The 20,017-nt window shown below is 62.5% G+C and carries 19 protein-coding genes; 17 read left to right on the forward strand and 2 right to left on the reverse strand.

Annotation, left to right across the window (positions count from 1 at the left end; genetic code table 11):
• Positions 1-2,868, reverse strand: a complete 2,868-nt coding sequence (locus AC5ZG5_RS19515; protein ID WP_456643431.1) for an FAD-dependent oxidoreductase — start codon at positions 2,866-2,868, stop codon at positions 1-3.
• A 191-nt stretch (positions 2,869-3,059) separates the two neighbouring features.
• On the opposite strand from AC5ZG5_RS19515, the gene AC5ZG5_RS19520 reads away from it, so the two are divergent.
• The 17 genes from AC5ZG5_RS19520 (at position 3,060) to dhaK (ending at position 17,996) form a co-directional block, all read left to right on the forward strand.
• Entirely contained in the window at positions 3,060-3,431 is a 372-nt protein-coding gene (locus AC5ZG5_RS19520; RefSeq protein WP_456643430.1) for an antibiotic biosynthesis monooxygenase family protein, read from the forward strand.
• Positions 3,432-3,437: 6 nt separating this feature from the next.
• Positions 3,438-4,082: a maleylacetoacetate isomerase gene (gene maiA, locus AC5ZG5_RS19525; protein ID WP_456643429.1), complete on the forward strand. Its 645-nt coding sequence runs from the start codon at positions 3,438-3,440 to the stop codon at positions 4,080-4,082.
• A gap of 150 nt (positions 4,083-4,232) precedes the next feature.
• Complete coding sequence (locus AC5ZG5_RS19530; RefSeq protein WP_456643428.1) at positions 4,233-5,252, forward strand: ABC transporter substrate-binding protein; 1,020 nt, start codon at positions 4,233-4,235, stop codon at positions 5,250-5,252.
• A gap of 22 nt (positions 5,253-5,274) precedes the next feature.
• Positions 5,275-6,036 carry an ABC transporter ATP-binding protein gene (locus tag AC5ZG5_RS19535; protein WP_028163186.1) on the forward strand — a complete coding sequence of 254 codons (762 nt, stop codon included), beginning with the start codon at positions 5,275-5,277 and terminating at the stop codon, positions 6,034-6,036.
• 7 nt (positions 6,037-6,043) lie between these two features.
• Positions 6,044-6,811 carry an ABC transporter permease gene (locus tag AC5ZG5_RS19540; protein WP_210164689.1) on the forward strand — a complete coding sequence of 256 codons (768 nt, stop codon included), beginning with the start codon at positions 6,044-6,046 and terminating at the stop codon, positions 6,809-6,811.
• A gap of 1,071 nt (positions 6,812-7,882) precedes the next feature.
• A complete protein-coding gene (locus AC5ZG5_RS19545) occupies positions 7,883-9,241 on the forward strand; it encodes an ABC transporter substrate-binding protein (RefSeq protein WP_035689766.1) in 1,359 nt (452 codons plus the stop codon).
• A 71-nt stretch (positions 9,242-9,312) separates the two neighbouring features.
• Positions 9,313-10,287 carry a carbohydrate ABC transporter permease gene (locus AC5ZG5_RS19550; protein ID WP_456643427.1) on the forward strand — a complete coding sequence of 325 codons (975 nt, stop codon included), beginning with the start codon at positions 9,313-9,315 and terminating at the stop codon, positions 10,285-10,287.
• Positions 10,284-11,246: a carbohydrate ABC transporter permease gene (locus AC5ZG5_RS19555; RefSeq protein WP_130222516.1), complete on the forward strand. Its 963-nt coding sequence runs from the start codon at positions 10,284-10,286 to the stop codon at positions 11,244-11,246. The genes AC5ZG5_RS19550 and AC5ZG5_RS19555 overlap by 4 nt, the downstream gene beginning before the upstream one ends.
• Positions 11,243-11,452 carry a hypothetical protein gene (locus AC5ZG5_RS19560; RefSeq protein ID WP_028163192.1) on the forward strand — a complete coding sequence of 70 codons (210 nt, stop codon included), beginning with the start codon at positions 11,243-11,245 and terminating at the stop codon, positions 11,450-11,452. The genes AC5ZG5_RS19555 and AC5ZG5_RS19560 overlap by 4 nt, the downstream gene beginning before the upstream one ends.
• Before the next feature lie 4 nt (positions 11,453-11,456).
• On the forward strand, positions 11,457-12,554 hold the full coding sequence (locus tag AC5ZG5_RS19565) for an ABC transporter ATP-binding protein (protein ID WP_456643426.1): 1,098 nt from the start codon (positions 11,457-11,459) through the stop codon (positions 12,552-12,554).
• Positions 12,547-13,572 (forward strand): ABC transporter ATP-binding protein, encoded by a 1,026-nt coding sequence (locus AC5ZG5_RS19570; protein WP_456643425.1) that lies wholly within the window; start codon positions 12,547-12,549, stop codon positions 13,570-13,572. Before AC5ZG5_RS19565 ends, AC5ZG5_RS19570 begins: the two co-directional genes overlap by 8 nt.
• A gap of 21 nt (positions 13,573-13,593) precedes the next feature.
• Entirely contained in the window at positions 13,594-14,217 is a 624-nt protein-coding gene (gene dhaL / locus AC5ZG5_RS19575; RefSeq protein WP_028163195.1) for a dihydroxyacetone kinase subunit DhaL, read from the forward strand.
• Complete coding sequence (dhaM, locus tag AC5ZG5_RS19580) at positions 14,214-14,606, forward strand: dihydroxyacetone kinase phosphoryl donor subunit DhaM (protein ID WP_028163196.1); 393 nt, start codon at positions 14,214-14,216, stop codon at positions 14,604-14,606. Before dhaL ends, dhaM begins: the two co-directional genes overlap by 4 nt.
• Positions 14,607-14,637: 31 nt before the next feature.
• Positions 14,638-14,940 (forward strand): HPr family phosphocarrier protein, encoded by a 303-nt coding sequence (locus tag AC5ZG5_RS19585; protein WP_456643424.1) that lies wholly within the window; start codon positions 14,638-14,640, stop codon positions 14,938-14,940.
• Positions 14,927-16,561 carry a phosphoenolpyruvate--protein phosphotransferase gene (ptsP, locus tag AC5ZG5_RS19590; protein WP_456643423.1) on the forward strand — a complete coding sequence of 545 codons (1,635 nt, stop codon included), beginning with the start codon at positions 14,927-14,929 and terminating at the stop codon, positions 16,559-16,561. Before AC5ZG5_RS19585 ends, ptsP begins: the two co-directional genes overlap by 14 nt.
• Positions 16,554-16,976 (forward strand): hypothetical protein, encoded by a 423-nt coding sequence (locus AC5ZG5_RS19595; protein ID WP_130222522.1) that lies wholly within the window; start codon positions 16,554-16,556, stop codon positions 16,974-16,976. The genes ptsP and AC5ZG5_RS19595 overlap by 8 nt, the downstream gene beginning before the upstream one ends.
• 36 nt (positions 16,977-17,012) lie before the next feature.
• Entirely contained in the window at positions 17,013-17,996 is a 984-nt protein-coding gene (dhaK, locus tag AC5ZG5_RS19600; protein WP_456643422.1) for a dihydroxyacetone kinase subunit DhaK, read from the forward strand.
• Between the two features lie 168 nt (positions 17,997-18,164).
• Here the strand turns inward: dhaK and AC5ZG5_RS19605 are convergent, their stop codons facing one another.
• Positions 18,165-19,613 carry a helix-turn-helix domain-containing protein gene (locus AC5ZG5_RS19605; RefSeq protein WP_456643421.1) on the reverse strand — a complete coding sequence of 483 codons (1,449 nt, stop codon included), beginning with the start codon at positions 19,611-19,613 and terminating at the stop codon, positions 18,165-18,167.
• Positions 19,614-20,017: the final 404 nt, after the last annotated feature.

The raw sequence follows: 20,017 nt of genomic DNA on the forward strand, positions 1-20,017 counted from the left end.
TCACAGTCCCATCTCGGCGCGCCAGTGCTTGTACATGGCGCGGATTGCCGCCTCGGAGATCAGGTTGTCGGCAGTGCCGGCTTCGACTGCCGGATCGAGTTTCACTAGATGCTCGCCGTTCGGCACGCGCTGCATGCCGTCCTGCACGAACTTGATCGCCTCGTTGTCTTCAAGCCCGAGGAAGCCGGCCGGCCCCATCAGATTGCCTTGCCGGAGGCGATGCCGTGTCATCTCCTCGCTGTCGCCCTCAAAACCGAACATAGTCCACTTCATGATGAATTCATGCGGTCCCGTCGGCACGATCTGGCGTACGCCCAGTGTGTTCATCTCGCGCTGCACGATCAGGTTTGGCCAGATCGTCGCCATCGTCACCGACCAGGGGCTGTCGAACTCGTCCACGAAATCCATGAAGCGCGGCTCGGCAAGCGTCATGCCCTCCTTGTAAGCGCGCATTTCCTTCTTCGCGTCGCTCGACACGGCCTTGCCGTCGGACTTTGCCGAAGCCATCACGCCATGACGCCCGCTCGGATCGGCGAGCATCAGCGACTTGTTGCCCGCGACCAGAAGGCCGAACGTGACCAGGAAAGTGTGCAGCAGGGTGGCGTGATAGGGGTCTTTCAAATTCTCATGATAGAGCTTCCAATTACCGGGCAGTGAGTGGCGGTAATAGCCGAGCACCTTGAGCTTGCGGCCATCGAAGGTCGCCTCGAATTCGCGCATGATCTCCGGCGTGAAATATTCGGCCAGCGGCTCCATGTCGTCGCAATAGGAGGCGAACACCACGCCGCGATGCGTCGTCACTTTCAGGCGGCGCAAGCCATGATCCGCATTCCTGAAATCTGGAGGCATGCCACCCTTGCCCCCGACGCCGCGACGAAAGGGAACGCCGGCCAGATTTCCTTTCAGATCGTACGACCATTGATGATAGGGACAGACGAATTCCTTTGCGTTGCCGGAAAGCTCTCGGCAGAACTCGGCGGCGCGATGCGCGCAGCGGTTCTCGAACACATGGATCGAGCCGTCTTCCGCGCGAGAGACGACGACCGGTGTCGGTCCGACATGCGAGCGGATGAAGTCGCCGGAATTGGGGATTTCGGATTCGAGCGCGACATAATTCCAGGTGCGGCCGTGGAAGATCTTCTCGACCTCGCGCTCGTAGATCGCCTGATCGGTATAGACCCAGTCCGGAATGCGGGTGAGGCCATCGGCCGGCCAGATATAGCGTTTGGTGAGCGACAGTCCCGGGTTGGCGTTCATGAGGCTGGCCTCCATGGCATCGGCGCCTTCTTGTCCATCGGATGAGATGATGGCGCCATGAATATCGGGATCGAAAGGCGGGGCGGAATCGAGTTCGGCGCGCGCGGCGCGGATCGCCTGCGGGTGCGAGAACGCGACGACGCCGGTGAGCCGTCCGGTCGCTTTGTCGAACATGCGATAGATCGCGCCCGGGGCCGCTTCGTTCGCGGCTACGAGCGCGACATGATCCTCAGCGCCGACAATTCCGAGCATCTGCACATTGCAGCCGAACTGGTCGGTCCAGAACCAGGGGCGCTTTTGCGCCACTGGTGCGCTGTTTCCGGCGATCGAGCGGCCGGCCGCGCCGCCTTGCTCCTCGGCGTTCTGCCAACTTTCGAGCGAGAGGCGCCGCCGTGCGATCGGCTCATGGTACAACGCGCAATCGCCGGCCGCCCAGATGCCCGGCACGGAGGTGCGTCCTTGCGCGTCCACTTCGATGCCGGCGGGCGTGGTGGCGCAGCCGGCCTGCAGCGCAAGGCCGAGCACCGGTTGCATGCCGATACCGACCAGAACCGCGTCGACTTCGATCGTGTCTTCGCTGGTCACGACGCCGAGGCGTTCGCCGCGCCTGGTGATTTCGATAACCCCGGCGTTGCGGCGAATATCGACGCCATGCCGCTCCGCCATGATCCGGAAGGCACGGCCGACGGCGGCCGGCATGATCCGCGCCATGATCTCGCGTTCGCGTTCGAGCAGGGTCACTGCAACGCCGCGCGAAATTGCGGTCGATGCAAGTTCTAGACCGATGAACCCACCGCCGACCACAGCGACATGCTGGGCGCGGTCAAGGGCTGCGCCGATGGCGGCGGAATCCTCGATCGTGCGCAGATAGTGAACGCCCGGGAAATCCGCACCGGGAATGCTCAGCCGTCGTGGCGTTCCGCCGGTGGCAAGCAGGAGCGAATCGTAAGCCAGAACCTCGCCGTTCGCGAGAGTGATCCGGCGCTGCGTGGCATCTATCGTCGTCGCGGCAACGCCAAGATGCAGGCGCACGCCGAGCTGAACCGCGTCTGCCTCGCTCAAACGAACGCTGGATGAAAATTCGGCCGTACCCAGCAGGAATTCCTTGGACAGCGGCGGTCGCTCATAGGGAAGATGAGGTTCTGCGCCTACCAGATCGATGCTGCCATCGAAGCCGCCGGTGCGCATGGCCCGGATTGCAGCCGCGGCCGCCTGACCTGCGCCAACGATCACGACACCCGTCGTATCTTTCGCGGGCGCAGCGGCAGCGAGCTTGCTCTCGAAGGCGAATTCGGTAGCCGGCTGGTCGGGATCGATGAGAATGTCATCGCCTTCGACGCGAACAGCATAGGTCTGCAAATCCTCGGTCACCGGCGCGCAAAGGGCCTTTCCGCTGCGGATGTCGAACTGCCCCTGGTGCAGCGGACATTCCACCTTGCCGTCTTCGATCCAGCCTTCGGCCAGCAGCGCGAGCGCGTGCGTGCAGATGCCATGCGTTGCGTAGATTTTGCCGTCGAGATTGTAGAGCGCGATATGAATGCCGCCGACTTCGACGCCGAGGGCCTTGCCCTCGGGTACCTCGTTCAGCGAAGCCGCTCTCGTCCATGCCATTTGTGGCGTCTCTCGCGCTGGAATTTATAATCAGTATAACATCATTTCTAAGGCTCGCAACTCCGTGAAGAGCGCTATTGCGGACAAAAGAAGAGCGCTGCTGCGGGACAAAAACAGCCGCGATATCGCGCCTGTTGCGAAACCAACATAGTCAGTGTACCATCATATATGTTCAGGAACGGGAGACTTTCATGGCGCAAGAGCCGCTCGCCACCAAGGGCAATTATCTGCATATCTACGACTTCCGCGTCATGCCGGGGCATGAGGAAGAGTTCATCAAGCTGTTCGAGGAATTTGACTATTCGGAGGGCAATCCGATGCACAAATCATCGGCGCAGGTGAAGGATGGCGTGCTGTGCCGCGATACCGAGGACCGGCAGCGGTTCTTCCTGATCGCCGAATGGAGCGATATCGAGGAGCATGCCAGGATCCGCAAGATCCTCGCCAATGAAATCAAGCCGGCCTTCATCAAGTATATCGAGGGCGGCAAGTTCATCCCGAAATATGTCGAGGTCGTATCCTCCACGCCGGATGACATCCTGCAGAAGGCCGCCGCAGAGTGATCTGACGTGTCGCGGCAACTCTACACATTCTTTCGGTCTTCGACCTCGTTCCGTCTCCGGATCGCGCTGGCCCACAAGCGGCTCGACTACGAGCCGCGCTATATCAGTCTGCCGAAGATGGAGCATCGGACCCCGTCCTATTGCGATATCAATCCGCAAGGGCTGGTGCCGCTTCTGGTGGAAGGCGGCCGATGCCTCATCCAGTCGATGGCCGTGATCGAGTATCTGGATGAAGTCTATCCCGATCCTCCGCTGATGCCGAAGGATCCGCTCGGGCGGATCTACGTCAGGGCGGTGTCGCAGATCATCGGTTGCGAAATTCATCCGCTGAACAATGTGCGCGTGCTGAAGCATCTCAAGGCGCAGTTCAAGGCGGACGAGGCGGCCACCAATGCCTGGTATCGGCACTGGATCGCGGAAGGGCTGTCCGGACTCGAAGACTATCTGCGGCGCGAGCGCCTGTTTGGCCGGTTTTGCTACGGCGATTCCGTAACGATGGCCGACATATGTCTCGTCCCTCAGATCTTCAACGCGCGGCGCTTCAATTGTCCGCTTGACGCGTATCCGATCCTGCTGGCGATCACCGATCGCTGCATGGCGCTTGACGCCTTCCGCACTGCCGAACCGAGCACGCAGGCTGACGCGTTCTGAACTGTCGTTGCCTGCGCCGCGCGCCCCCGAGCCTCATTGTTGGGCAATCGGCAAATTAATCAGTACATAATCATATCTTGCGCGGGCAAGGCGCCGTGTTAGTCTTTTGAAGGAATGCGGTACCGCCGGGCAGATATGGGAGGTGTGCACATGATGGGATTTCGAGAGTTAACTGCGGTTACGGCGTTTATTGCATGTGTACTGATTAATTGTAGCGCATCGGCGGCCGACCACCTGACGGTACGACTCGACTGGACGCCCTGGGGGTCGCAGGCACCGTTTCATCTGGCGGCGCAAAAGGGATTGTTCGCGAAGTACAACCTTGATGTCGTGCTGGATGACGGAACCGGGTCCGTCGCCACCGTGCAGATCGTCGGTAATGGTGAATACGATGTCGGCTACGCGTCGTTGGCTCCGATGGTGATCGCGCGCTCCAAGGGGTTGCCGGTGAAAGCGATTGCCGGCTTCATCAAGCAGAACGACATCGGTCTGTTGGTTCCGAAGGACAGCGGCATCGCCAGCCCCGCCGATTTGAAAGGCAAGAAGATCGCCTTCACCGCCGGTTCGCTCGAGGCGCCGTTCATCGACCAGTTTCTCGCCGCCGGAAAGCTGACTCGCAATGACGTCGACCTCGTCAGCGTCGACGCGGCAGGCAAAGCCGGCCTCTACATGGCTGGCCGGTCCGACGCGGCATTCTCGTCCGGACCATTCTTTCTGGCCGTCGTCGCAAGCCAGCGTCCCTCGAACGCCATCCGCTTCGCCGATCAGGGGCTGGAATTCCCGAGCTTCGGCTTGCTGGCGACCGAGAAGTCGATCGCCTCGAAGCGCGAGGCGCTGAAGCGTTTTGCGAGTGTTGTCGCGGGATGTTGGGCCTATATCTTTGCCGGCAATCAGGACGAAGCCGTGAAGGCGATCGTCGCAGCACGACCGCAGGCCAAGCTCAATCCGGCCGTCTTGAGGCAGCAGATCGATACGCTGAAGGATTATGCGTACACCGATGCAACCCGGAACCTGCCGTTCGGCACGATGGCTGCGGCGGACTGGAAGCGGGCGGTTGCGGTGCTGGCCGAAGGCGGGCTCATCGAGAAGGGTCTCGATGCGGATGCAGTCTTCACCAATGAACTGATCGACGAGCGCGTCGTTGCGGACGTGGCCAGCGGCAAGAACTGACCCTCGCGATCCCGTTGAATCCATGATCGCAGCGTCCGATGTCGTGAAAAGATACGGTGACGCCGACGGCGTCACCGCGTTGCAAGGCGTTTCGCTTGATATCGCAGAGGGCGAATTCATCAGCCTGGTGGGGCCGAGCGGCTGCGGCAAGAGCACGTTCTTGCGCTGTCTTGCCGGACTTGAGGCGCCGACCGGCGGACGCCTGCAACTGGATGGCGCACCCATCGACGGTCCTCCGGAGCGTCTCGGCATGGCGTTCCAGCGGGATGCCTTGCTGGATTGGTTCGACGTTCTGGAGAACGTGCTGTTGCCGGCGGATTTCGGCGGTTACGGCAAGAAGAAATACGAGGAGCGTGCACGGCAATTGCTGCAGATGGTGGGGCTCGACGGATTCGCACGCGCCTATCCTCGGGCATTGTCCGGCGGCATGCGGCAGCGCGTCGCGATCTGCCGCTCGCTGCTGCTCGACCCGCGTTTGCTGCTGATGGACGAGCCGTTCGGGGCGCTCGATGCGCTGACGCGCGATCAGATCAACGTCGACCTGCATCGGCTCTGGACCAAGCATCGGATGACCGTCGTCTTCGTGACTCACAGCATCACCGAGGCGGTGTTCCTGTCGACCCGCGTGGTGGTCTTTACGCCACGGCCGGGGCGCGTGGTCGCGGACATCGCCATCGACCTGCCGGCCGAGCGGAAACTGGCGATGCGCGAGACGCCGGAATTCGGTGCCTATACAAGCCGTATCCGGGCTCTGTTCGAGCAAATGGGTCTGATCCATGACTAGGAGTTTGATGAAAGCCGCGCGTCGAGCCGCCGTGCCGCTACTGGGGGTTGCGATCTTCCTTTTGGTGTGGGAGATCGGCGTGCGCGCGCTTGGCGTGCGGTCCATTCTGCTGCCGGCCCCGTCGCTGATCATCGAGGAACTTGCAGCCTCTCCGGGCTGGTTCGCCGTGCAGACGGCCTATACCCTGGGCATCACGCTCGCCGGTTTTGCCGTCGCCGTCGTGTTCGGCGTCTTGTTTGCGGTTGCGATCGTGGAGTGGAAGATCCTGGATCGTCTGCTGTTCCCGCTCTTCGTCGCGCTCAATAGCGTGCCGAAGGTGGCGCTGGCGCCGCTCTTTCTGATCTGGTTCGGGACAGGCGCGGAGCCCAAGATCGCCATTGCCTTTCTGATCGCAGTCTTTGCCGTGGTGATCGACACCGCGCTTGGTCTGCAATCGGTGTCGCCGGATACGATCGACCTGGCGAAGACCTTGCGTGGGTCGCGTCTGAAGGTGCTGCTGCGCATCAAGCTCTATTGCGCGCTGCCGCATCTGTTTGCCGGACTGAAGGTGGCGATGTCGCTGGCTCTGGTTGGCGCCATTGTCGGCGAATTCGTCTCGTCCCAGCGCGGCCTCGGCTATGTCATTCTGACCGCGCAGGGTACGTTCGACACGCCGCGTGTCTTTGCTGCGATTGTCATTCTTGCGGTGCTCGGCGTCGCATTGATTGCGGTGATTGAAGCGATTGAGCGGGTTGCCTTGCCGTGGCATCACACGAATTCGCAACGCTTGAAGTAATCGAGCCGCAGTACATCAAGGACGCCTTTGAGCAAGTAGCAACAGCCCCTCAACGGACATCAGCGTCGGTCCAAGCGGGGCGGCCTGTCGGTGCGACAACGCTTAGCCCGAGGCACGCACCGAGCAGAGTAACTCACATACAATTTCCAGACATTTCTTCTCCGAATTGCTGACACTCGAGTTTGTGCTGCGAACCATGAACGCCGACTGAACGTCAATTGGCCGCGAGGCGCGAAGAAGGGATCAAGCGTGCTCCGCGATGCGTCAAAGCAGCTCGGTTAATCATCAGCGCGCGAGGAAGCCGGACACCGCAACGGCGCGCGTGGGAGCAGACAAGAACGACGGTGAAAGGCGCATGCACCAGACGAAGCGAATTCGGCTGGGTTGGAGTGCAAATAGGATGCAAGTGGCTCTACCAAGTCGCGGGTCGTGCCAGCCTTATGCGAACCTGCAATCAGACCGTTATGAGCCGCAGAACATCGGTCAGCTTCGTTGATTTTTCTGCGCCCGCGCTTGAGTTCGATCGTGTTCGTTGCGCTTTGGCGAGGTCGTTGCTGGCGCGAAACTGGTGCGGTCCGCGGCAATGGCAGATTTCGGCCGATGAGGCTGCTCGCTGTCAATCGCTTTGTCGAACGTTCAGTAAATTAGCTTACTAAACATGCCGGTTATGGCTAACCTTCCGGCTCTCCTGCTGTCGGGATGGGCCGTATTGTGTCCGCCGGACCAGATCGGTAATCGTGGGCCGCCAAACTAGCTACAACGGTCGGACATTTTGCTGCACCGCGAACATCCCCGCTCGTGCGTGCGAGCGTCGCAAATATTTCGCCAAGAGCGCGAGAACCGGCTTGACGGCCTCAAAAATTTAGTACTACGTTTAGTAATACAAAAAAGCTAAACATCGTGCATCGAGCCGATGTGTAGGAGGAGCCCAAGCCATTCCGGAGCCGTCTCCGGCAGCGGTCCGTCTCGTCCTTCACTCATCGCTCCTCAAACTCGGTTTCAAGGTCTCGGCGTCGCTCCGGCGGGGGCGCGTTGAGCGGGTTGGATGCTTCAACGAGAGAGGAAACGGATATGCGGACATTCAATCGGCTGAAAAGCTCAGTGGCCACCACGGTTCTCGGGGCGGCGCTGCTGGGGATATTTGGCGGAGGCGAAGCTGCGGCTCAGGGCAAGCAGCTCACGCTGTGCTGGGCGGCATGGGATCCGGCCAACGCGCTGGTCGAGCTGGGCAAGGATTTCACCAAGCAATCCGGCATCGAGATGAAATACGAGTTCGTCCCCTGGACGAGCTATGCGGATCGCTTCCTCAACGAGCTCAATTCCCACGGCAAACTCTGCGACCTGATCATCGGCGATAGCCAGTGGATCGGCGGAGCCGCCGAGAACAAGTGGTACGTCAAGCTCAACGAGTTCTTCGACAAAGAGCACATCTCGATGGACGATTTCGTCCCGGCGACGGTCGTGGGTTATTCGCAGTGGCCGAAGAATTCGGCGAACTACTGGGCGCTGCCGGCGATGGCTGATGCCGTGGGCTGGACCTACCGCAAGGACTGGTTCTCGCGACCGGACATCCAGTCGGCGTTCAAGGCCAAGTACGGCCGCGATCTGGCGCCGCCGAAAACCTATGACGAGTTGAAGCAGATCGCAGAGTTCTTCCAGGGCCGCGAGATCGACGGCAAGAAGGTCTATGGCGCCTACATCTTCACCGAGCGCGGTTCCGAAGGCATCACGATGGGCGTGACCAACGTGCTCTACAACTACGGCTTCAGCTACGACAATCCGAAGAAGCCGTACCAGATGCAGGGCATCGTCAATTCGGCTGATGCCGCCAAGGGGCTCGAATTCTACAAGGAGCTCTACAAGTGCTGCACCGCGCCCGGCATGACGAACGCCTACATGCAGGAAGGGCTCGATGCCTTCAAGTCGGGCCAGGTGGCGATGCAGATGAACTGGTTCGCCTTCTTCCCCGGCCTCTACAAGGATCCGAATGTCGGCGGCGACAAGATCGGCTTCTTCGTCAATCCGGCCGGCCCGAAGGGGCACTTCACCCAACTCGGCGGACAGGGCATCTCGGTGGTTGCGACTTCCGACCGCAAGGACGACGCGCTCGCCTATATCAAGTGGTTCGCGCAGCCCGCCGTGCAGCAGAAATGGTGGCAGATCGGCGGCTACTCGGCGCTCAAGGCGGTGGTCGATGCGCCGGACTTCCCGAAGAGCGCGGCGTTCGCGCCGCAATTCCTGGAGTCGATGGGCATCGTCAAGGACTTCTGGGCCGAGCCGTCCTACGCCCAACTGCTGCTCGACATGCAGAAGCGGGTGCACGACTACGTCGTCGCCGACAAGGGTACGGCGCAGCAGGCGCTCGATCTCCTGGTCAAGGACTGGACCAAGGTGTTCAAGGAGCAGGGCAAGGAAGTCGCCTCGCGATAGCCTGAACTCCGCGATCCAATTGAACTGGCTTCCCCGAGGTCAGCCTCGGGGAAGCCGAAACAGCCCAGCCGATGGACAACATGACGACGATCCTGCAACCCGATCATGCTACGATCGCGGGCGTGAGCGAGTCCGCCAAATCCCGCGCCGCGCGCCGCGCCCACGGTCTGTCCGACCGGACCATTGCGTGGCTGTTCGTCGCGCCGACGATTGCGCTGCTGCTCGCGATCAACATCTTCCCGCTGGTCTGGATGATCCGGCTCTCCTTCACCAGCCTCAACCTCAGCATGTCCTATCTGCCGCTGCGGTTTGTTGGGCTCGACAATTTCAGCGACATCCTCAACGACGAGGACGTCTGGTTCCGGCTCCAGACCACGGCGCAATTCGTGATCTGCTCGGTTGCCCTGCAGGTGGTGGTCGGCTTTGGGCTCGCGCTCCTGATCAACCGCCAATTCCGCGGCCACAGCTTCTGGACCACGATCATCCTGCTGCCGATGATGCTGTCCCCGGCAGTTGTCGGCAATTTCTGGACGCTGCTGCTGCAGCCGCAGATCGGACCGTTCAACTATCTGATCAGCTTGTTCACTGGCGTGCCGCCGAGCTCGTTCAGCATGACAGGGCAGGTCGCGCTGGCGCCATGGACCATCGTGCTCGTCGACACCTGGATGTGGGCGCCCTATGTGATGTTGATCTGTCTCGCCGGGCTACGCTCGATCCCCGATTATATCTATGAGGCGGCTGAGGTCGATCGTGCCTCGGCCTGGCGGCAGTTCTGGTCGATCACGTTGCCGATGACGGTGCCGTTCCTGATGCTGGCGGTGCTGTTTCGCGCGATCGAGAACTTCAAGATGTTCGACATGGTCAATCTCCTGACGTCGGGAGGACCGGGGTCGACCACCGAGCTCGTGTCCATCACGCTGAAGCGCGCGGCGTTCGAGAAGTGGCGCACCGGCTATTCCTCGGCGCTTGCCATTATCCTGTTCGTGACCGTGTTCGGTGCCGCCAACATCTACGTCAAAGCGCTCAACAAGGTGAAGCAACGATGACCGCTGCCGTCGCCAGATCCACCGCACACTCGATCGTCGAGGCCTCGCCGCGCATCAAGGCATTCGCCGGTGCTCTCGTCATCCTCTATGCGTTGATCACGATCCTGCCGCTGCTCTGGATCGTCGCCACCGCCTTTAAGTCGCAAAGCGATGCCATCGCCTATCCGCCCAAGGTGATCTTCGAGCCGACGCTCGAAGGCTATGTCAACCTGTTCACGGTCCGCACCCGCCAGACACCGGATTTCATCGCCAAGTTGCCGCCGCCGGAGACCTGGTATGACAAGCTCGTCCGCAAGCATGACATGGTGATTGCCGGACCGTCCAAGGTCGTGCCGCGCTTCGTCAACTCGCTGATCATCGGCTTCGGTTCGACCTTCCTCGCCGTCTTCCTCGGCACGCTCGCGGCCTACGCTTTTTCGCGCTTCCGCATTCCGCTGGCCGACGATCTGCTGTTCTTCATCCTGTCGACGCGGATGATGCCGCCGGTCGCGGTTGCGATACCGATCTATTTGATGTACCGGCAGCTCAATCTGACCGACACCAGGCTCGGCATGATCCTGCTCTACACCGCCGTGAACGTCTCGCTTGCGGTCTGGCTGCTCAAGGGCTTCATCGACGAGATTCCGCGCGAGTATGAGGAGGCGGCCCTCGTCGACGGCTACACGCGACTGCAGGCGCTGCGCAAGGTGGTGTTGCCGCAGGCCGTCACCGGAATTGCGGCAACCGCGATCTTCTGCCTGATCTTCTCCTGGAACGAATACGCCTTCGCAGTCCTGCTGACCAGCGGCGAGGCGCAGACCATGCCGCCCTTCATTCCCTTCATCATCGGGGAGGGCGGGCAAGACTGGCCGGCGGTTGCCGCCGCGACCACGCTGTTCGTCGTCCCGATCGTCATGTTCACCGTGCTGTTGCGCAAGCATCTGTTGCGCGGCATCACCTTCGGAGCGATGCGCAAATGAGCGATTCTGCCGTTGCCAAGGGCGCCAAGGGGACGTTGCATCGCTTCTTCGGCCGCGGGCGCTGGGAGGCCGTTGCGATGACCTTGATCGGGGGCGGCATCTTCATGCTGGTGCAACCCTTCTCGATAGATCTCTACAGCTATTCATTCGTGACGATCCTCGCCGGCACTGTCGGCTTCGTCATCGTCAGCCACTTTCCGGAATGAGGCCATGGCTCAGATCCGCATCGAATATCTTCGCAAGTCGTTCGATCAGTTCACGGCGGTGGAAGGCTCGACATTCACCATCGACGACGGCACCTTCTTCGCGTTGCTCGGCCCCTCCGGCTGCGGCAAGACCACCACGTTGCGCATGATTGCCGGCCTCGAGCTGCCGACCGAGGGCAAGATTCTGCTCGACGGGGAGGACGTCACGTTCCACCGTGCCGCCGCCCGCGACATCGCGTTCGTGTTCCAGCTGTTTGCGCTCTATCCGCACATGAATGTCGGGCAGAACATCGGATTCCCGCTAAAGTGCCAGGGCATGGCGCGGCACGAGATTCGCAAGCGGGTGCAGGAGACCGCGCGGATGCTGCGGATCGAGCATCTGCTGTCGAGCAAGACGTCAAAGCTCTCGGGCGGCGACCGCCAGCGCGTCGCGCTCGGGCGAGCCATGGTGCGGCGCCCGAAGGCCTTCCTGATGGACGAGCCGCTGGGCGCGCTCGACGCCGAGTTTCGTCATCTGATGTGCGGCGAGCTGCGCGACCTGCACGATCGCATCAAGGCGACCACGGTCTATGTCACTCACGACCAGCTAGAGGCGATGTCGATGGCCGACCAGATCGCGATCATGAACAAGGGGCGCGTGGAACAGATCGGCACGCCGCAGGAGGTCTATGACCGACCCGCCTGCATGTTCGTCGCGGACTTCATCGGCTCGCCGTCGATGAACTTCCTGCACTTCGAGGGCGGGCTGCGATCCGGTGACCGGGCGATCAATTTTCACGACACCAGGCTCGCGGTGCCCGAGATCCGCGAGGACCGCGCAAGCGCGGCGCTGGCGCTCGGGGTTCGTCCGGAGCATATCCGCTTCGCCGACGCCGGATCCGTTCGTGGCGAGGTGTTCGGCGCGGAATATCTCGGCACGACGCAGATCGTCACGATCGACACGGCGTATGGGCGGGTCGCGGCCCGGCTACCTTCGAGCGCCTCGGTGCGGATCGGCGAAACCGTCAGCCTCGAATTCAACTCCGATCGGCTCTCGCTGTTCGATGCCGGCAGCGGCCTTGCAATCAGGACCGCCAGGGAGGAGGGCATGCGCCATGGTTGACGTCAGCTTGCGCAATATCAGCAAGCGCTTCGGCGCGGTGGACGCGGTGCGCGACCTCTCGCTGACGGTGAACGACGGCGAATTCCTCGTCCTGCTCGGGCCGAGCGGCGCCGGCAAGACCACGACGCTGCGGTTGATCACCGGGCTCGAGAGCCCCGACGCCGGCTCGGTCATGATCGACGGGCGCGACGTGACGCATGATCCGCCGGGTGCACGGGACATCGCATTCGTGTTCCAGCAATATTCGCTGTATCCGCATTTGTCGGTCTATGACAATTTGGCGTTCCCGCTGCGCTCTCCGGCGCGGCGCGTGCCGGAGCCGCTGATCCGCGAGCGTGTCGAGCAGACGGCGGAACTCCTGCATATCGCCAGCAAGCTGAACAATCGCGCCACCCGCCTGTCGGGAGGTGAGATGCAGCGGGTCGCCATCGGCCGCGCGCTTGTGCGCGATCCCTCGATCTATCTGATGGACGAGCCGCTGTCGTCGCTGGATGCAAAGCTTCGCGCCGAACTTCGGCTCGAGCTGAAGCGGATCCAGCTCGAGCTCGGCGCGACCATCCTGTATGTGACCCACGACCAGGTCGAAGCCATGACGATGGCATCAAGGATCGGCGTGATCAAGGACGGCCGGCTGCTTCAGCTCGGCACGCCGAGGGAGATCTACGAAAATCCATCCAGCAGCTACGTCGCTTCGCGGCTCGGGACGCCACAGATCAATTTCGTGCCCGCGCGGCTGCTGTCCGATGTGGCGATGCCGCCGGAAACGGAGACGGTCGGCATCCGCACCGAACACCTCCAGATCGCCACGCGCAACGGCGGACGGATGATCGGCCGGGTGCATCGCGTCGAGCACCTCGGCGAGCAGAATCACGTTCACCTGGACTATAAGGGCGAAACGCTGGTGACGCTGGCGGATCCGCATCAACCGCTGCGAGCCGGCCAGGAGGTTGAATTGCAACTGGTGCGTCCGCTGTGTTTCGACGGTGCGGGACAGCGCATCGAGCGGATGGTTCATTAGAGGAGCGAAAGGTTCAGATCAATGTCGGTGCAACCCGAGACATTCAAGTCGCTGCTCAAGGCGGCCGCCGAACAGGTCATCGATAGCGCGCCGGAGCTCACGAGTCTGGACCAGGCGATCGGCGACGGCGACCACGGAACCAACATGAAGCGCGGCTTCGAAGCGGTGCTCGGCAAGCTCGATGCCATCTCGGCGCAACCGCTCGACGAGGCGTTCAAGACGATCGGCAAGACCCTAGTCATGACGGTCGGCGGCGCTTCCGGCCCGCTCTATGGCAGCTTCTTTCTCGCCGCGGGCGAGGCGCTGTCGCACGACAAGCACCTGCCTGACGATCTCGCCGACGTGTTCGGCAGTGGCGTGAACGCGGTGAGCGCGCGCGGCCGCTCGCAGGCCGGCGAGAAGACGATGCTCGATGTGCTCATTCCGGTGCTGGAGACACTGAAAGCGGGCGCCGGCCAGCCCGATCTGATCGCGCGGGTGCGCACCACCGCGGCTGAAGCGGTCGAGCGCACGGTGCCGATGCAAGCAACGAAGGGTCGGGCGTCGTTCCTCGGCGCGCGTAGCGTCGGTCACGTCGATCCCGGGGCGCGATCGAGCTGCGTTCTGCTGCACGCGGTGTGCGCTGGCCTGGAGGCGCGGCAATGACCGACACCGTGGGGATCGTGATCGTATCGCATTCGCGGGACATCGCGAAGGGAACCGCAGACATGGTGCGGCAGATGGTCGGCAGCGAGGTCAAGGTCGCCTTCTGCGGCGGCAATCCCGACGGTGGTCTCGGCACCAGCGTGCCGCTGATCATCGACGCCATCAACGACGCCTGGTCGTCGAAAGGCGTTGCTGTGCTTGTCGACCTCGGCGGCGCCGAGACCAACAGCGAAATGGCAGTTGAGATGCTGGAGCCGGCGCGGCGTGATCTCGTTGTCGTCTGCAACGCGCCGATCGTCGAGGGCGCCGTCATGGCGGCGACGGAAGCTGCGGGCGGCAGCTCGCTGGCCCAGGTCAGGGCCGTGGCCGAAGAACTCTCTGCCGACTGAGGCGTCGGCGAAGCAATGATGGATGACGAGCATGCTTGATAAAGCGGACGAACAGATCTTCACCGGCAACGTGCGGCTGGTGCATGCGGTTGGCATGCACGCGCGGCCCGCGGTCAAGCTGACTAAGCTCGCCAAGAAGTTCGAGGCCCAGATCTCCGTGCGGGTCGCGGGCGCACCCGAATGGATCAATGCCAAGAGCGTGGCCAAGATCATGGCGATGCGCGCGGCACACGGCAGCACGATCGAGATCAGGGCTTCCGGCAGCGATGCCGAGGCCGCGGTCGCGGCGCTGGTTGATCTGATCGCAAGCGATTTCCCGGATGGAGCACCATAGCATGCAGGGCGGCGCTGCAGGGCTGGCGTATCGCGGCAGGACTGCCTCGATCGGCTTTGCCCATGGCCCGTTCGTCCGCGTCGACGCGGGAGCGGGCGGCGAGCGGGTGGCCGGTACGCTGGTCGAGGAGGCGCTGGCCTTGCGCAATGCGATCGACGTCGCGAGCGTGCAGATCGCCGATCTTGCCGCCAGCGCCGGCGGCGAAGCCGCGCAGATTCTCGAATTCCAGGTCGCGCTGCTCGAGGATGAGGAATTGATCGAGGCGATCTTCGCGTCGATCGGCGAGGGACGTCCCGCCGATATCGCATGGCGTTCCACGCTCGACGCCCATATTGCCGAGTACAACTCCGCACCGGACGACTATCTGAAGGCGCGTTCCTCCGATCTTGCCGATTTGCGCGACCGCGTGATCCACATTCTGCGTGGCGACCAGGACCAGCCGCTGAAAATCCCGCGCGGAGGCGTGATTTGCGCCGACGATCTGCCGCCATCGCGATTCCTTGAGATTAACTGGTCCGGCGGCGGTGGCTTGGCGCTGTTGCGCGGCAGCCCGACCAGCCATGTCGCGATGCTGGCGCGAGCGCGCGGCATCCCGATGGTGGTACAGCTCGGGGCCATTCCTGACACTGGCACCACGGCGCTGCTGGACGGCGAAGGCGCCACGCTGGAGCTGGATCCCAGTGCCGAGCAGGTCCGAATTTTCGAGAAGCGGCGCGACAGCCATCACAAGAGCAGGGCATCCGCGCGCGCGATCCTGCGGCGGCCGACAGCCTCCTGGCGCGGCGAGCGGATCAAGCTCTTCATCAACATCCAGCGCGTCGAGGATCTCGAGCATGCCGACGCGCAATATGCCGACGGCATCGGCCTGATGCGCACTGAGTTCCTGCTGACGGAGCGCGGTGGCCTGCCCGACGAGGAGACACAGTTTCAGGCTTACGATGCGGTGTTGCGATGGGCCGGCCAGCGCCCCGTCACCATCCGCACCTTCGATGCCGGCGGTGACAAGCCGGTGCCTGGCTTCACGCTGGACGGCGAAGCCAATCCGTTCCTCGGGGTGCGCGGCCTGCGCCTGTGCCTTGCCCGGCCTGAGATATTTGCGGTTCAGCTTCGCGCGCTGGCGCGGGCCGCGGTGCGCGGCAATCTCAAGGTCATGTTCCCGATGGTCACGTCGGCGGACGAGCTCGAGGCGGGGCGGAAGCTGTTCGCAGATGTCGTGCAGCACTTGCAGGCGGATGGCATTGCCGCGATGCTGCCCGAGCTCGGTATCATGGTCGAGGTGCCGGCGGCGGCCCTGGCAATCGCGAGCTTCAAGACGTCCTTCTTCTCGATCGGCTCGAACGATCTCGCGCAATATGTCCTGGCCTGCGACCGTTCCAACGGAGCTCTCGTCCCCCTGATGGATCCGCTGCATCCGGCAGTGCTCGAACTGATCGCGCGGACCGCGGAGCATGGGCGGCGCGCCGCCATCAGCGTCAGCCTGTGCGGCGACATGGCGGGTGATCCGCGTTGTCTGCCCGCCCTGCTGAATTGCGGCCTGCGCGAGCTCTCCGTCAATGCATCGGCGCTGGCGCAGATCAAGCAGACCATCGACCGGCTGAGCAGCGGAGGCGGCCTTGGCTGATACGGCGGCCGATGACGCGCCCGAAGCCGGCGCGGTTGCGGTCTACAAGCGCATCTTCAAGGAGGTGCTGGAGAGCCGTCCGTCGGGCATGCGGCTTCGGCTGGCCCATGCCATGGGGAAGAACCGCAGCTTCGTCAGCCAGATCAGCAATCCCGCCTATCCGGTGCCGATACCGGTGCAGCATCTCAATACGATCTTCGATGTGTGCCATTTCCCGCCGCAGGCGAAGACGGCCTTCCTTCGCGCCTATGCGCGCGCTCATCCGCGCCGCGTCGGCCGGTTGAGCGAAGGCTCGCACGAGCGGACACTGACGCTGCATCTGCCGGATCTCGGCAGCGCCAAGCGCAACGCCGAGCTTGACACGCTGCTTCAGGAGTTCACGCGGCGACTGATTGCCATCATGCGGGAAAAATAGGCGAGGAACGCCGGGCGGACGAAGCGGGAGGACACAATGAAGAAATTCATCAATTCGGTCAACAATATGCTCGCAGAGAGCCTCGACGGCTTTGCCGCCGCGCATGCCGACCTCGTCATGCTCGGCGCTGAGCGGAAATTCGTCCGTCGCCGCGAGCTGAATCCGAGGAAAGTTGCGCTGGTGTCGGGGGGCGGCAGCGGGCATGAGCCGCTGCATGCCGGCTTCGTTGGCTACGGCATGCTCGACGCCGCCTGTCCCGGGCAGGTGTTCACATCGCCGACGCCGGACCAGATCGTCGAGGCCGCCCAGGCGATCGCGGGCGACGCTGGCGTCCTCTTCATCGTCAAGAACTATGCCGGCGACCGCATGAACTTCGAGATGGCGGCGGAGATCGCCGAGGGCCGCACCGCCACCATCGTGACCGACGACGACGTCGCGGTCGAGAAGTCGACTTACAGTATCGGACGGCGCGGCGTCGCCGGCACGCTGATCGTCGAGAAGATCGTCGGCGCGGCGGCCGAGAAGGGCGCCGATCTTGCAACTTGTGTCGCGCTTGGCGAGCGCGTCAACGCACAGACGCGTTCAATGGGCGTTGCGCTGACCAGCTGCACCGTTCCGGCGGCGGGCACGCCGACCTTTGCACTTCGTGATGACGAGATGGAGATGGGGGTCGGCATTCACGGCGAGCCGGGACGCCGCCGCGTCAAGCTCGCGCAGGCCGATGCGATCGCCGCCGAGATGACCACCGCCATCGCCGATGATCTTGGCGCGCGGGCCGGTACCGAGGCGCTGCTGCTCGTCAACGGCTTCGGCGGTACGCCGACGATCGAGCTCTATCTGATGTACAACGCGGTGCGCAGGATGCTCGAGGAGCGGGGCCTGCGCATCGCCCGTTCGCTGGTTGGCAGCTACGTCACATCGCTCGAAATGGCCGGGTGCTCGCTCACCGTGAGCCTGCTCGATGGCGAAACCACTGCGCTCTGGGATCATCCCGTGCGTACGGCCGCATTGAAATGGTGACCGCTGCGGTGTGAGCGGCCGCTGATTTTCAGGATGAGGGTGGACCATGATTGCCCCAGAAGGATCGTGTGGCCGATTGTCGTTGCGAGTTCGGTCACGGCCGGCCGCGCCACGGCAAGAAAACGAAGAGTTGCTCGATCGCCGTCAGGTCGAGCGGACTTTGCGAAGTCATTTGAGGCTGCTGGTGCGAGAAGTCTTGGCATCGATCTGATACGGAACGACGCCTCTTTCGACGGTACCCACGTCAAGTGGGTGGCCGATCGGCGGTAGTGCTCGGTGACGGCAGTCGCTTCGCTCGCAGGCTCTGCATCCCGGGCCAATGAAGTCGACCGCATCGAGATCGTCCAGGTTCAGTCCCTTTGCGTAAACCGTCTCGCCCGCATAGGTCACCTCACACCCGAGTCCGACGGCGACCGCGCGCGGTCGGTTCAGATATGAGCCCGCCGAAAGGCTGACGGTCCGAGCTACGCAAAGATACCTCGTTCCATCAGGCGTAGCAGCTAATTGGGCCAGGATGCGGCCAGGATGCGAAAACGACTGGTGTACGTTCCATACGGGGCAGGGACCTCCGAAGCGCGCGAACTGAAAGCGGGTGGCGCTGCTGCGCTTCAAGACGTTGCCGGCGATGTCGATTTTCAGGAAATAGAACGGAATTCCCGGCGAGTTTCTCCGTTGCAGCGTGCTCAAACGATGGCAGACCTGCTCGAAGCTCGTGCCAAAGCGTCGCTGGAGGCGTTCGATGTCATAGCGAACGTCGCGCGCTGTGGCGAGAAATGCTCCATATGGCATAACCAGGGCGCCGGCAAAGTAATTGGCGAGTGCGACGCGCGCGAGTGATGCAGCTTCCTCGTTGCTGAGACGTGCCTGTCTGATCTGACGTTCGATGCTGTCTCGCTGTTCGAGCAGGCCGATGACGTGAGCGATCCAGAACAGCCGGCTTTCCACCGGCGCATCTTTGGACATGAAAAGCGTTTTGGCGTTGCTATCGAGCCGCCAGATCATTCCCTTGCCAAGATCCACCGGGCCTTGGCCGATCCGAACCCCGTAGGCATCACGCAAATATCTGATGAAGTCCTCGCCGCGGTTCTCGGGCTGAAAGTCTCTTGCCTCCGAAAGCCGTTCCGCGGCGCGATCAAGCGCATCAAAATGGTTGCGTTTTGATTGCACCCAATCGCGTACCTCGTCATAGGGAAAGCGGCTGGCCGCACCCACGTCGGTTTGGGCCACACGCGTTTGCAAGGAGCGATGTTCCTCTTCGAGCGCAAGATAACCGCGATAGAGATGCAAAAAGCGCTGCGCGATATCGGGAGCGACCCGGACGGCCGCGCTGGCCTCGTCAGGCAAAATGGGCGACCCGAACAGAGGGTCACTGGCGCTTTCACGAAGTTCGCTGGCGAGCCGCAAATCGTCGTCAGACGAAAAATAATTCGTCTCAATACCAAATTGCCGGCTGAGCCGCATGAGCAGCTCTCGCGTGATCGGCCGCTGATCACTCTCCATTTGACTCAAATAGCCCGCGGAAATGCTGAGAGCGTCTGCGAGCTCTGCTTGTGTCATGCTGCGTTGTTCGCGCAACCGCCGTAGCCGGTCGCCGGCGAAGATCTTGTGCTGTCTCACTTGGCAAACTTTACAACTGGTTCAGCGCTATCGGCAAAAATAAGCACTTTCTTCGGTCCCTTGCGGCGATCTCCTTGCTAATCTTGCATACATTGACTGGGATGCAAAGCGCCGGGGGGCCGGTTTGGCAATCCATCCGCGCTTGCCGGAGCAGCCAGGTGGTACCGGCGGACTATGGGCGAATGCTCGCGCGCCCTGCATCGGCTCCGCAAGGGATTCCTGTCCCGGCGCGACCAGGTCGGACCGGATTGTGAGGATGTGGCTATCATGACGATGTTGGCTGAACTGGAGGAAAGGCGTGCCGGCGCAAAGCTCGGCGGCGGGGAGAAGCGCATCGAGGCGCAGCATGCCCGCGGCAAGCTGACCGCGCGCGAGCGCATCGAGCTGCTGCTGGACAAGGGATC

It is taken from the genome of Bradyrhizobium sp. Ses1 (genome assembly GCF_059512365.1).

Excerpts from the sequence above, each read along its gene's own strand:
- AC5ZG5_RS19515 (WP_456643431.1), bottom strand. The coding sequence starts at position 2,868 with ATGGCATGGACGAGAGCGGCTTCGCTGAACGAGGTACCCGAGGGCAAG.
- AC5ZG5_RS19520 (WP_456643430.1), top strand. The coding sequence starts at position 3,060 with ATGGCGCAAGAGCCGCTCGCCACCAAGGGCAATTATCTGCATATCTAC.
- AC5ZG5_RS19530 (WP_456643428.1), top strand. The coding sequence starts at position 4,233 with ATGATGGGATTTCGAGAGTTAACTGCGGTTACGGCGTTTATTGCATGT.
- AC5ZG5_RS19535 (WP_028163186.1), top strand. The coding sequence starts at position 5,275 with ATGATCGCAGCGTCCGATGTCGTGAAAAGATACGGTGACGCCGACGGC.
- AC5ZG5_RS19540 (WP_210164689.1), top strand. The coding sequence starts at position 6,044 with ATGAAAGCCGCGCGTCGAGCCGCCGTGCCGCTACTGGGGGTTGCGATC.
- AC5ZG5_RS19545 (WP_035689766.1), top strand. The coding sequence starts at position 7,883 with ATGCGGACATTCAATCGGCTGAAAAGCTCAGTGGCCACCACGGTTCTC.
- AC5ZG5_RS19550 (WP_456643427.1), top strand. The coding sequence starts at position 9,313 with ATGGACAACATGACGACGATCCTGCAACCCGATCATGCTACGATCGCG.
- AC5ZG5_RS19555 (WP_130222516.1), top strand. The coding sequence starts at position 10,284 with ATGACCGCTGCCGTCGCCAGATCCACCGCACACTCGATCGTCGAGGCC.
- AC5ZG5_RS19560 (WP_028163192.1), top strand. The coding sequence starts at position 11,243 with ATGAGCGATTCTGCCGTTGCCAAGGGCGCCAAGGGGACGTTGCATCGC.
- AC5ZG5_RS19565 (WP_456643426.1), top strand. The coding sequence starts at position 11,457 with ATGGCTCAGATCCGCATCGAATATCTTCGCAAGTCGTTCGATCAGTTC.
- AC5ZG5_RS19570 (WP_456643425.1), top strand. The coding sequence starts at position 12,547 with ATGGTTGACGTCAGCTTGCGCAATATCAGCAAGCGCTTCGGCGCGGTG.
- dhaL (WP_028163195.1), top strand. The coding sequence starts at position 13,594 with ATGTCGGTGCAACCCGAGACATTCAAGTCGCTGCTCAAGGCGGCCGCC.
- dhaM (WP_028163196.1), top strand. The coding sequence starts at position 14,214 with ATGACCGACACCGTGGGGATCGTGATCGTATCGCATTCGCGGGACATC.
- AC5ZG5_RS19585 (WP_456643424.1), top strand. The coding sequence starts at position 14,638 with ATGCTTGATAAAGCGGACGAACAGATCTTCACCGGCAACGTGCGGCTG.
- ptsP (WP_456643423.1), top strand. The coding sequence starts at position 14,927 with ATGGAGCACCATAGCATGCAGGGCGGCGCTGCAGGGCTGGCGTATCGC.
- dhaK (WP_456643422.1), top strand. The coding sequence starts at position 17,013 with ATGAAGAAATTCATCAATTCGGTCAACAATATGCTCGCAGAGAGCCTC.